Below are 11315 nucleotides of genomic sequence, written 5' to 3'. Positions count from 1 at the left end.
CCGACCTGCTCGTCCGTGACCGCGAGGAACTCGGCCTGCTGGAGAGCCGGGACGCCGGCAAGACCGTCGAAGAGGGCCGCGTCGACATCGACTGCGTCGCCGACGCCTTCCGTTACTTCGCCGATCTGGTGGCGGGGGAGGGCGCGGGCCGGGTGGTGGACGCGGGCTCGCCCGACATCCACAGCGTCGTCGTGCACGAGCCGATCGGCGTCTGCGCCCTCATCACCCCCTGGAACTACCCCCTGCTCCAGGCCAGCTGGAAGATCGCCCCGGCGCTCGCGGCCGGCAACACGTTCGTGATCAAGCCGAGCGAGATCACCCCGCTGACCACCGTCGCCCTGATCGGCCTGCTGGCCGAGGCCGGACTGCCCTCCGGTGTCGCGAACATCGTCACCGGACCCGGGCACAGCGTGGGCGCCCGCCTCGCCGAGCACCCCGACGTCGACCTGGTCTCCTTCACCGGCGGTCTGGTCAGCGGCGTCAAGGTCGCCCAGGCCGCCGCGCCCACCGTCAAGAAGGTCGCGCTCGAACTCGGCGGCAAGAACCCCAACGTGGTCTTCGCCGACGCCTGCGCCACCGAGGAAGGCTTCGACACCGCCGTCGACCAGGCCCTCAACGCCGCGTTCATCCACAGCGGCCAGGTCTGCTCGGCCGGTGCCCGGCTGATCGTCGAGGAGCCTCTGAGGGAACGATTCGTCGCCGAACTCGCCCGGCGGGCGGCGAAGATCCGCCTCGGCCGGGGCACCGCGGACGGCGTCGAGTGCGGCCCGCTCGTCTCCGAACAGCAGCGCGCCAAGGTCGAGGCGTACGTGGCGTCGGCGCTCGCGGAGGGCGCGGTGCTGCGCTCCGGCGGCAGGCGCCCCGAGCCGTCCCCGGACCGGCCCGCCACCGGCTACTTCTACGAGCCGACCGTCCTCGACCAGTGTCACCGCGAGATGAAGGTGGTGCGCGAGGAGGTCTTCGGCCCGGTCCTCACCGTCGAGACCTTCCGCACCGAGGACGAGGCGGTCGCCCTCGCCAACGACACCGAGTACGGCCTTGCGGGCGCCGTCTGGACCACGGACGCCGGGCGGGCACGCCGGGTCGCGGGGCGGCTGCGGCACGGCACCGTCTGGATCAACGACTTCCACCCCTACCTCCCGCAGGCGGAGTGGGGCGGCTTCGGGAAGAGCGGGACCGGCCGGGAGCTGGGCCCCGCCGGGCTCGCCGAGTACCGCGAGACCAAGCACGTCTACCAGAACCTCGCGCCGAAGCCGGTGCGCTGGTTCGCCGGCTGAACCCCCACAAAGTCCCGCCGGCGAACCTGCTCCGCCCCGTTCTCCCACCCCCCAGGAGTAACCACCCCATGGCCGATCACACACAGGAATTCGACTATGTCGTCATAGGCGGCGGAACAGCGGGTTCCGTCATCGCCTCCCGCCTCACCGAGAACCCCGACGTCACCGTCGCCGTGATCGAGGGCGGCCCCAGCGACGTCGGCCGCGACGACGTCCTCACGCTGCGCCGCTGGATGGGCCTGCTCGGCGGCGACCTCGACTACGACTACCCGACCACCGAGCAGCCGCGCGGCAACTCCCACATCCGGCACAGCCGGGCCCGCGTCCTCGGGGGCTGTTCCTCCCACAACACGCTCATCGCCTTCAAGCCGCTGCCCTCCGACTGGGACGAGTGGGAGGCGGCCGGCGCCAAGGGCTGGGGCGCGGTGCCGATGGAGGCCTACTTCGCCCGCCTCCTCAACAACATCGTCCCGGTCGACGAGCAGGACCGGAACGCCATCGCCCGCGACTTCGTCGACGCGGCCCAGGCGGCCCTGGACGTCCCGCGCGTCGAGGGCTTCAACCGCAAGCCGTTCACCGAGGGCGTCGGCTTCTTCGACCTCGCCTACCACCCCGAGAACAACAAGCGCTCCAGCGCGTCGGTGGCCTACCTGCACCCGGTCATGGACGAGCGCCCCAACCTCCGCATCTTCCTGGAGACCTGGGCCTACGAACTGGTACTGGACGGCACCCGCGCCGACGGCGTCCGGGTACGCACCAAGGACGGCGAGGACCTGCTGATACGGGCCCGGAGCGAGGTCGTCCTGTGCGCCGGCGCCGTCGACTCCCCGCGCCTGCTCCTGCACTCGGGCATCGGCCGCCGCGAGGACCTGGAGGCACTCGGCATCCCGGTCGCGCTCGACCTCCCGGGCGTCGGCGAGAACCTCCTCGACCACCCCGAGTCGGTGATCGTCTGGGAGACCCACGGCCCCATACCGGAGAACTCCGCGATGGACTCCGACGCGGGTCTGTTCGTCCGCCGCGACCCCGAACACGCGGGCCCGGACCTGATGTTCCACTTCTACCAGATCCCGTTCACCGACAACCCGGAGCGGCTGGGCTACGAACGCCCCGCGCACGGCGTCTCGATGACTCCGAACATCCCCAAGCCGCACAGCCGCGGCCGGCTCTACCTGACCAGTGCCGACCCGTCCGTGAAGCCCGCGCTGGACTTCCGCTACTTCACCGACGAGGACGACTACGACGGCCGCACCCTCGTCGACGGCATCCGCATCGCCCGCGAGATCGCGCGCACCGAGCCACTGGCCGGCTGGCTCAAGCGCGAGGTCTGCCCCGGCCCCGAGATCGTCGGCGACGCCGAGCTGAGCGAGTACGCCCGCAAGGTCGCGCACACCGTGTACCACCCGGCGGGTACCTGCCGGATGGGCGCGACCGACGACGAACTGGCGGTCGTCGACCCGGAGTTGCGCATCCGAGGCCTGGACGGCATCCGGATCGCCGACGCCTCCGTCTTCCCGACCATGCCGGCCGTGAACCCGATGATCGGAGTGCTGATGGTCGGCGAGCGGGCCGTGGACCTGCTGAAAGGCGGTGCGTGATGAGTAGCACGACCCCGACCCCCACCCCGACCCCCACCCCGACCCCCACTCCCGCCCCGGCTCCGGCCGGGACCCCTGTCTTCTCCGTCGACGGCCTGTGGAAGGTGTTCGGTCCGAAGGCCGACCGCGTCCCCGGGGACCCCGAACTGACCGGGCTCACGCCCGCGGAACTCCGCTCCCGCACCGGCTGCACGGCCGCCGTCCGCGACGTCTCCTTCGACGTGCGCAAGGGCGAGGTCTTCGTGGTCATGGGCCTGTCGGGGTCCGGCAAGTCGACCCTGGTGCGCTGCCTGACCCGGCTCATCGAACCGACCGCCGGCACGATCGCCATCGACGGGGAGGACGTCCGTGCGATGGACCGGGGCCGGCTGCGTGAACTGCGCAGGCACCGCGCCGCGATGGTCTTCCAGCACTTCGGGCTCCTGCCGCACCGGTCCGTCCTCGACAACGTGGCCTACGGCCTGGAGATCCAGGGCGTCGGCAGGGCCGAGCGGCGCGAGCGGGCCGCGGAGGTCGTCGCCAAGGTCGGCCTGGAGGGAATGGAACAGCGCAGGCCCGGTCAGTTGTCCGGTGGGCAGCGCCAACGTGTCGGGCTGGCCCGGGCGCTGGCCGTGGACCCGGAGGTCCTTCTCTTCGACGAGCCGTTCAGTGCGCTGGACCCGTTGATCCGGCGGGACATGCAGGAGGAGGTCGTGCGCCTGCACCAGGAGGAGGGCCGCACGATGGTCTTCATCACGCACGACCTGAACGAGGCGCTGAAGCTCGGCGACCGTATCGCCCTCATGCGTGACGGGCGGGTGGTGCAGCTGGGCACCCCCGAGGAGATCGTCGGCTCCCCGGCCGACGACTACGTCCGCGAGTTCGTGCGGGACGTACCGCGCGAGCAGGTGATGACGGTGCGCCGTGCCATGCGGCCGCCTGCGGCGGGCGAGGGCGGGGAAGGGCCCGCGGTCACGCCGGCCGCGACGGTGGCCGAGGCGATCGAGGTGGTCGCGGGGGCCGGTGTCCCGGCGCGGGTCGTGGAGGGGGAACGGTGTGTCGGTGTCGTGGACGCCGACGCGTTGCTGGGGGTGGTGGCGAAGACCGCTGCGGGCAGTGCTCCGGCCGCGGCCGAGCGGGGGCCGGTCGCGCAGTTCCCCGCGCCCTCGGGTGAGGACCCGCAGCGCCCGCCGGAGAGCGCACCGGCACAGGTGGGCGCGGCGGTGCCCGGTGAGCGCGGGCAAGTGAAACCCCCCGCGCCGCGTACCACCCCGGAGGGTGTCTGATGGCAACGATCAGTGTCCCGAGCCCCCGTCGCCTGTCCCTCCCCGCCAACCAGGCCGTGCGCAAGCTGCTCGCCCTGGCCGTCGTCGCCGCGGTCCTCGTGCCGTTCGCCAACTCCCGTTGGGGCAGCGCGGCCTGGCCGCACAGTCTCACCGTCGATCTCACCAAGCCGCTGGCCTCCGCCAGCAACTGGGTCATCGACAACCGTGACACCCACCCCCTCTTCCTCTACTTCTTCGGCTACATCAGCGAGGCGGTCGTCCTCACCGTCCGCGCCGTCTACCTCACCCTTCTCGCCGCCGGCTGGCCCGGCGTCGCCGTGCTCGCCGCCGCGGTCGCCCATCGCGTCGCCGGTCCCCGGCTCGCCGTCGGCACGGCCGTCGCCTTCCTCGCCTGCGGTGCCCTCGGCATGTGGGTGCCGACGATGCAGACCCTCGCGCTGATGGTCGTGGCCGTGCTGGCGTCCGTCGCCGTCGGCCTCGTCCTCGGACTCGGTGCCGGTCTCTCCGACCGGCTGCACCGCGCCCTGCGCCCCGTCCTCGACACCATGCAGGTGCTGCCCGCCTTCGCGTACCTCCTGCCCGTCGTCCTGGTCTTCGGCATCGGCGTCCCCGCCGCCGTCCTCGCCACCGTCGTCTACGCGGCCCCGCCGATGGCCCGGCTCACCGCCCTCGGTCTGCGCGGCGCCGACCCCGAGGTCCTGGAGGCCGTGGAGTCACTGGGCGCCACCCGCCGCCAGCGGCTGCTGACCGCCCGTATCCCGCTGGCCCGCAGGGACCTCCTCCTCGGCCTCAACCAGACGATCATGATGGCGCTGTCGATGGCCGTCATCGCCTCCGTCATCGGCGCCGGCGGCCTCGGTGACCGCGTCTACCAGGCGCTCGCCTCGGTCGACGTGGGCGCGGCCCTCGCGGCCGGTATCCCGATCGTCCTGCTGGCGGTCGTACTGGACCGCATCACCGCGGCGGCGGGAGAGCGGGGCGACACCCGCAAGCCGGCCGCCGGTCTCCTGTACGCGCTCGGCGCCACCGTCGCCGTCGCGGTGGCGGCCCGGCTCCTCGGCCTGCTGGACTGGCCCGCGTCCTGGACCCTGAACTTCGCCGAGCCGGTCAACCGGGCCGTGGACTGGATGACCGCCCATCTGTATTCCGGCGTCCCGGTCGTCGGCGGCACCGCCGACTGGGCGGGGCACTTCACCACCTGGGTCCTCGACCCGCTCCGGGACGGCCTCCAGTGGCTGCCCTGGTGGGCGGTGCTGCTGGTGGTCGCCGCCCTGGCGTGGCTGATCGGCACCTGGCGCACCGCGCTCACCGCCGTCCTCGCGATGGCCGCGATCGGCGTGCTGGGCGTGTGGGAGCCCTCGCTGGACACGCTGTCGCAGGTGCTTGCGGCCGTCGCCGTGACCCTCGTGCTGGGCTTCGCGACCGGTGTCGCGGCTGCCCGCAGCGAGCGGGTCGAGCGCGCCCTGCGTCCCGTCCTCGACGTCTTCCAGACCATGCCGCAGTTCGTGTACCTCATCCCCGTGGTGGCGCTGTTCGGGGTCGGCCGCGCCCCGGCGGTCGCCGCCGCCGTCGTCTACGCCCTGCCGGCCGTCGTACGGATCACCGCGCAGGGTCTGCGGCAGGTGGACCCGGCCGCCCTGGAGTCCGCGCGCTCGCTCGGCGCCACCGGCCGTCAGCAGCTGACGCAGGTCCAGCTGCCGCTGGCCCGGCCCGCGTTGCTGCTCGCCGTCAACCAGGGCGTGGTGCTCGTCCTCGCCGTCGTCATCATCGGCGGACTGGTCGGCGGTGGCGCGCTGGGCTACGACGTGGCCTTCGGTCTCGCCCAGGGCGACCTGGCGACGGGGCTGGTGGCGGGCGCCGCCATCGTCTGCCTCGGGCTGATGCTCGACCGGGTCACCCAGCCCACGGAACGCCGGCCCCGGAAGGGAGCGTGACCATGCGCCGCACCACTGTCGTCACCGCCGCCTCCGTCCTGGTCCTCACGACCGGCTGCGGTGCCGCCGACATGACCAAACAGGCCTCGCCGTTCGCCAACGCCCAGGGGTCGAAGACGGTCACCCTGTCCGTGCAGTCCTGGGTGGGCGCGCAGTCGAACGTCGCCGTCGCCCAGTACCTGCTGGAGCACAAGCTCGGCTACCGGGTCGAGACCGTGCAGGTGGACGAGGTCCCGGCGTGGGACGCGCTCAGCCAGGGACGCGTCGACGCGATCCTGGAGGACTGGGGCCACCCCGACCAGGAGAAGCGGTACGTCGACGACAAGAAGACCATCGCCGCGGCCGGCGGCCTCGGGGTCACCGGGCACATCGGCTGGTTCGTGCCGACCTATCTCGTCAGGCAGCATCCGGACATCACGAACTGGAAGAACCTGAACAAGTACGCCTCGCTGTTCCGCACCGCGGAGAGCGGCGGCAAGGGACAACTGCTCGACGGCTCACCGTCGTACGTCACCAACGACAAGGCGCTGGTGAGCAACCTGAAGCTGGACTACCAGGTCGTCTTCGCCGGTTCCGAGGCCGCCCAGATCACCCAGATCAAGCAGTTCGCCAAGGAGAAGAAGCCCTTCCTGACCTACTGGTACGCGCCGCAGTGGCTGTTCAAGAAGGTGCCGATGACCGAGGTGAAGCTGCCCGCGTACAAGGAGGGCTGTGACGCCGACGCGGCCAAGGTCGCCTGCGCCTACCCGCACACCCCGCTGCAGAAGTACCTCAACGCGGACTTCGCGCGGTCCGGCGGCAGGGCGGCTGCCTTCCTGAAGAAGTTCCGCTGGACGACCGAGGACCAGGACCAGGTCTCCCTGATGATCGCCGAGCAGAAGCTGAGCCCCGAGGAGGCCGCCGCGAAGTGGGTGGACGCCCACCCCGACGTGTGGAAACGCTGGCTGCCCTGAGCCTGCCGCCGGGCGCGGCGCCGCGTCACCGGTCCGGCCGTAGCGCGGTGACCCGACGGTGTGTCCGGCGGTTACCCCTGCGGCCGATGCCCGAGGGAGGCGTACGTGGTCCACACACGGAAGAACGTCAACAGCTTGACCCGAGCCGAGCGGCGCCGGTTCGTGGGCGCGCTGTTGGAGGTCAAACGCCGCGGTGAGTACGACGAGTTCGTGCGGGTGCACATCGCGCACAACTCCGCCGACCGGGAACACCGGTTGCGCACCGCCCACATGGCGCCCTCCTTCCTGCCCTGGCACCGCAAGCTGCTGCTCGAACTGGAGCGGGCGCTGCGCAGGGTGGACGCGTCGGTGACGGTGCCGTACTGGGACTGGACCCGGGACCGGGCGCCGAACTCCCCGCCGTGGACCGATGATCTGCTCGGCGGCAACGGACGGCGCTCGGACCGGCAGGTGATGACGGGCCCCTTCGCCTACCGGGCGGGCCACTGGAAGATCACCGAGAACGTGACCGACGTGCCGTACCTCACCCGCGATCTCGGCCGTGCCCGCGCCCCGCTCCGGCTGCCGACCGCGCGCGACCTCGAATTCGCGCTGTCCGACCCGGTGTACGACAGCTGGCCCTGGAACTCGGCGGTCACCCGCGGATTCCGCAACAAGCTGGAGGGCTGGGGGAGGGGCCGGGGCAGCGTCTCCTGGCAGAACCACAACCGGGTCCACCACTGGGTCGGCGGCGTGATGCTCAGCGCCGCCTCCGTCAACGACCCCGTCTTCTGGCTGCACCACTCCTTCGTCGACCTGCTGTGGACCCGCTGGCAGCAGCGGAACCCCGGCCACGGGTACCTGCCCGAGCGGCCCCCCGGCGCGGGCGATCCCCAGCGCGGCCGGGTGGTGGCCCGGCACGAACGGCTGCCACCGTGGGACGTCACACCCGCCGAACTCGAGGACGTCAGCGGGATCTACCGGTACGAGTGAGGCGGGGCGCTTGTCCGTTCGAGATGTCACACATCCCGCTGAAAAGACGGCGACACAGCGGCCATCGCGCGCGTACGGCGTCCCCTTGATGAAGCTGGTGTCTTCTGCGAAGGAGACGCCACCGTGCGAATTTCTGACATCCAGCGCTGCGAAATCCGGCCGGGACGGCTCGTCGAGTGGAGGTTCAGCCCGGTGACCATCGCGGCCGCGGCAGCGCTGCCACCGGATCCGAGGCCGCCGGCCTACATCCAGGAGTCGCACATCAGGACGGCCCGGTCGGTGCGGGAGGACGGACTGTTCGTACCGACCTGGCTCGGTGCGGCGTTCGACCTGCCGGGGCCGGCCGACCTCGACGCGCTGGAACGGGCGTTGCGGGACTGGACGCTGCGGCACGAGACGCTGCGCAGCGGCTTCCGGTGGGCCGGTGACGACATGCACCGGTTCACCCTCGACGAGAACGACGTGTCCCTGCACCGCGAGGTGGTCGGCGACTTCACCGACGCGGGGGCGCTCTCCCGGTACCTGCAGGATCGGTTCGACGCCGCGGCGGACGCGCTCGGCTGGCCGAACCTCATCTACACGGCGGTCGTGCGCGAGGACTCCACCAGCGTGTACATGGCCTTCGACCACACCAACGTGGACGCCTACTCCCTGCACCGGCTCCCGGAGGAGATCCACGGCCTGTACGCGGCGGCCGTCACCGGAAATCCCGTCACCGGCCCGGCCGTCGGGAGTTACGTCGACTTCTGCGAGCAGGAGCGGGCGAACGCGGACGGCATCGACGACACCCACGCGATCGTCGCGCGCTGGCGGGAGTTCATCGCCCGGTGCGGCGGCCGGCTCCCGGAGTTCCCCGTCGACCTGGGTCTGCAGCCCGGCGGCGAACTGCCCACCCAGAAGCTGGTGTGCGAGCCGCTCGTCGACGCGGACGCCGCCGCCGCGTTCGAGGCGTACTGCCGTCCCTACGGCGGCAGTCTGGTCGGCATCCTGGCCGCGACCAGCCTGATCGTCCACGAACTCGGCGGCGAGCCGGTCTACCGCACCGTCGTGCCGTTCCACACCCGGCTGAAGTCGGCCTGGTCGGACTCCGTGGGCTGGTACGTCGGCGGCGCCCCCATCGAGGTGCCCGCGGCAGCGGACCTGGACGGCGCGCTCGACACGGTCCGTGCCGAGCTGCGGGCCAACCGTTCGCTGGCGCGCATCCCGCTGGCCCGCGTACTGCGGCTGCTCGGCGCGGACTTCCGGCCGACCTCACCCGACATGTACTCGATCATCTCGTACGTGGACGCCCGGCTCATCCCCGGCGCCGCCGACTGGGCCGAGCAGAAGGCGTACGGGCTGATCCGGGTGTCGTACGGGGACCAGGTGTGCGCCTGGGTCAACCGGCTGCACGAAGGGCTCTGGTTCGCCTGCCGCCACCCGGACACCGACATCGCCTACAAGAACGTGCGCCGGTATGTCGAGAGGCTGCGGGACCTGATCCTCTCCGTGCCCGCGCCGGATCGCTCGCGGGCCGCGGAGCTGGCGCTCTCCTGACGCAACTCACCCCATCCATAAGGTGATTATGTGCTGCTATGTCACTCTCAGGATGGATGTCCGTTGTGGAACCCCTTGTCCTGCTACTGCTAGTGTTCAACGCGTCACGCTAGGCAACAAATTCGCCGCAGAGCAAAGGACCGAGGGTTCCATGCGCAAGCTTCAGCAGGTCGTGATCGCAGCAGTGGCGGCCGCCGGCGGCCTGTCCGCCGTCGGTGCCACCCCCGCCGTGGCCGACTCCTACGACAGTGGGCCGCAGGTGTCCAACCACTACCGTCCCTACCAGGAGTGCAGCCCGCAGACGGTGTCCGAGAACGACGTCCCGATCGGCGTGCTCGGTCTCGCCGACACCCTCGACACCACCTGCGGCCAGTACAACCAGGCCTTCACCGGCTGAGTCCGGCGGCTGTCCGCACGAAGGAAGGCGCATCACGTGTTCAGCGGGAAGAAGATCGCAGCCGTCTCGGGACTCGTCGGCGGCATCGCCGTGGCCTGCGTCGGGCTCACCCCGGCGTACGCCGCGGCGGGCCCGGGGAAGTGCACCGACGACCTCATGGGCAACCTCACCTGCACCCAGCGGATCAGTGGCGAGGTTCCCGAGGACGGTGCCATGCAGCACCAGGAGACCTGCAAGCCGGTGCAGCCCGTGCAGCTGCCCGCCGTCCTCGGGCAGGGGACGGAGCGGCTCGGCCCCGAGGTGACCTGTTCCCCCACGACCGTGGGGGTGGCGCCGGTGGAGAGGGGCGACGAGCAGGAGCCGTCCACCGGTCCGTTCGGCGTCATGAGCCGGATCCTTCCGGTCGGCGTCCGGTAACGCTTATACGGCAGACGGGGCTGACGCGCCACACGCCGAGTGGAGATCCTCGAATGACTACCTAGCGTGTGTATATGCTCACATTAAGTAGTCAGCCCGGGCGTTCCCGCCTGGACAAGAAAGGGTCAATCATGCGTAAGTTTCAGCGCGTCGCACTCGTAGCGGCGACGGTCGCGGGGCTCTCCCTCCTCGGTGCCGGGGTCAGCTCCGCCGCCGGTGGCGAGGACGCGCCCCCGCAGATCACCGCCGTGGCCAACTCGACTGCCAACGCCCTGGCCGTCGGCGGCGGTTACTACGCCGCTCCGCAGGCCCAGCCCCAGGCGCAGCCGGAGGCCCAGCCGCAGGAGCAGGAGCAGGGTAACCCCGGTCCGGAGCAGGGTGGTTACGACCAGAACCAGGGTGGCGAGTAAAGAAGCACCCCGCACGAACTCGGCATCCCCGGTCGGCACGGATCCGCTCCGTCCACCGGTGTGCTGAGTGACAACCATGGCGAAGGCAGCCCGGACGCACCCCGACTCCGTCGGGGGTCGCGTCCGGGCTGCGTTGCTTCGCCCTTCGAAAAGGAAGACAACTCATGTTCCCTTCGCGGAAGATCGCCACTGCCTCCGGGCTCCTCGGAAGCCTCGCCGTGCTCTGCGTCGGCGCCGGGCACGCGTACGCGGACCCGTCCCCGGCCGACTGCAGGACCACCGCCCAGGGCGGCACCGTCTGCGTGCACAAGAGCGAGACGCACGTCGACAAGAACGGCACCCACGTCCTCAAGCAGGCGCAGGACTGCTCGACCTCCGACCGGCCGCAGGTGCTGTTCCCGGGGGACCAGGCCGCGGGCGACGGCTCCGCCGCCGTGGGAGAGGTCGTCGACTGCTCCAACAAGGCGGAGCTGCCCAAGGGCTTCAAGAGGCCGCACATCGAGTTCTGAGCGCCGGAAACGACAATCCCCGGTTTCCCGGCCGACGGCCGGGAAAC

Annotated in this window: 11 protein-coding genes; all 11 read left to right on the top strand. The window is 71.2% G+C overall.

The features are described from left to right. The coding region (locus ABZ646_RS28465; protein ID WP_360524746.1) for an aldehyde dehydrogenase family protein at positions 1 to 1277 on the top strand (1277 nt) is incomplete at its 5' end. 68 nt (positions 1278 to 1345) lie between these two features. Then, complete coding sequence (locus ABZ646_RS28460; protein WP_360524743.1) at positions 1346 to 2875, top strand: GMC oxidoreductase; 1530 nt, start codon at positions 1346 to 1348, stop codon at positions 2873 to 2875. Further along, positions 2875 to 4140 (top strand): glycine betaine/L-proline ABC transporter ATP-binding protein, encoded by a 1266-nt coding sequence (locus tag ABZ646_RS28455; protein WP_360524740.1) that lies wholly within the window; start codon positions 2875 to 2877, stop codon positions 4138 to 4140. Before ABZ646_RS28460 ends, ABZ646_RS28455 begins: the two co-directional genes overlap by 1 nt. Next, positions 4140 to 6074 carry an ABC transporter permease subunit gene (locus ABZ646_RS28450; protein WP_360524737.1) on the top strand — a complete coding sequence of 645 codons (1935 nt, stop codon included), beginning with the start codon at positions 4140 to 4142 and terminating at the stop codon, positions 6072 to 6074. The genes ABZ646_RS28455 and ABZ646_RS28450 overlap by 1 nt, the downstream gene beginning before the upstream one ends. Positions 6075 to 6076: 2 nt before the next feature. Beyond that, a complete protein-coding gene (locus ABZ646_RS28445; protein WP_360524734.1) occupies positions 6077 to 7027 on the top strand; it encodes an ABC transporter substrate-binding protein in 951 nt (316 codons plus the stop codon). A 105-nt stretch (positions 7028 to 7132) separates the two neighbouring features. After that, entirely contained in the window at positions 7133 to 7999 is an 867-nt protein-coding gene (locus tag ABZ646_RS28440) for a tyrosinase family protein (RefSeq protein ID WP_360524731.1), read from the top strand. A 123-nt stretch (positions 8000 to 8122) separates the two neighbouring features. Next, complete coding sequence (locus ABZ646_RS28435; RefSeq protein ID WP_360524728.1) at positions 8123 to 9535, top strand: condensation domain-containing protein; 1413 nt, start codon at positions 8123 to 8125, stop codon at positions 9533 to 9535. Between the two features lie 151 nt (positions 9536 to 9686). Continuing rightward, complete coding sequence (locus ABZ646_RS28430) at positions 9687 to 9932, top strand: hypothetical protein (protein WP_132892896.1); 246 nt, start codon at positions 9687 to 9689, stop codon at positions 9930 to 9932. A 36-nt stretch (positions 9933 to 9968) separates the two neighbouring features. Further along, positions 9969 to 10349, top strand: coding sequence for a hypothetical protein (locus ABZ646_RS28425; protein ID WP_360524724.1), 381 nt, complete (start codon positions 9969 to 9971; stop codon positions 10347 to 10349). 131 nt (positions 10350 to 10480) lie between these two features. After that, positions 10481 to 10759, top strand: coding sequence for a hypothetical protein (locus tag ABZ646_RS28420; RefSeq protein ID WP_360524721.1), 279 nt, complete (start codon positions 10481 to 10483; stop codon positions 10757 to 10759). A gap of 164 nt (positions 10760 to 10923) precedes the next feature. Continuing rightward, the gene (locus ABZ646_RS28415; protein ID WP_360524718.1) at positions 10924 to 11268 is read left to right on the top strand and encodes a hypothetical protein; all 345 of its coding nucleotides are present in this window, start codon (positions 10924 to 10926) and stop codon (positions 11266 to 11268) included. Positions 11269 to 11315 lie beyond the last annotated feature (47 nt).

The sequence above is a fragment of the Streptomyces sp. NPDC007162 genome (assembly GCF_040634175.1).
In the GTDB taxonomy this organism is placed as follows: Bacteria; Actinomycetota; Actinomycetes; order Streptomycetales; family Streptomycetaceae; genus Streptomyces.
The sequence above is the reverse complement of the archived record's forward strand: the minus strand, read 5'-3'. Positions and strand labels throughout refer to the sequence as shown.

What these genes read in the sequence shown, in the direction of transcription:
- ABZ646_RS28415 (WP_360524718.1), top strand. Translation starts at nt 10,924, where the DNA reads ATGTTCCCTTCGCGGAAGATCGCCACTGCCTCCGGGCTCCTCGGAAGC.
- ABZ646_RS28450 (WP_360524737.1), top strand. Translation starts at nt 4,140, where the DNA reads ATGGCAACGATCAGTGTCCCGAGCCCCCGTCGCCTGTCCCTCCCCGCC.
- ABZ646_RS28430 (WP_132892896.1), top strand. Translation starts at nt 9,687, where the DNA reads ATGCGCAAGCTTCAGCAGGTCGTGATCGCAGCAGTGGCGGCCGCCGGC.
- ABZ646_RS28460 (WP_360524743.1), top strand. Translation starts at nt 1,346, where the DNA reads ATGGCCGATCACACACAGGAATTCGACTATGTCGTCATAGGCGGCGGA.
- ABZ646_RS28445 (WP_360524734.1), top strand. Translation starts at nt 6,077, where the DNA reads ATGCGCCGCACCACTGTCGTCACCGCCGCCTCCGTCCTGGTCCTCACG.
- ABZ646_RS28455 (WP_360524740.1), top strand. Translation starts at nt 2,875, where the DNA reads ATGAGTAGCACGACCCCGACCCCCACCCCGACCCCCACCCCGACCCCC.
- ABZ646_RS28420 (WP_360524721.1), top strand. Translation starts at nt 10,481, where the DNA reads ATGCGTAAGTTTCAGCGCGTCGCACTCGTAGCGGCGACGGTCGCGGGG.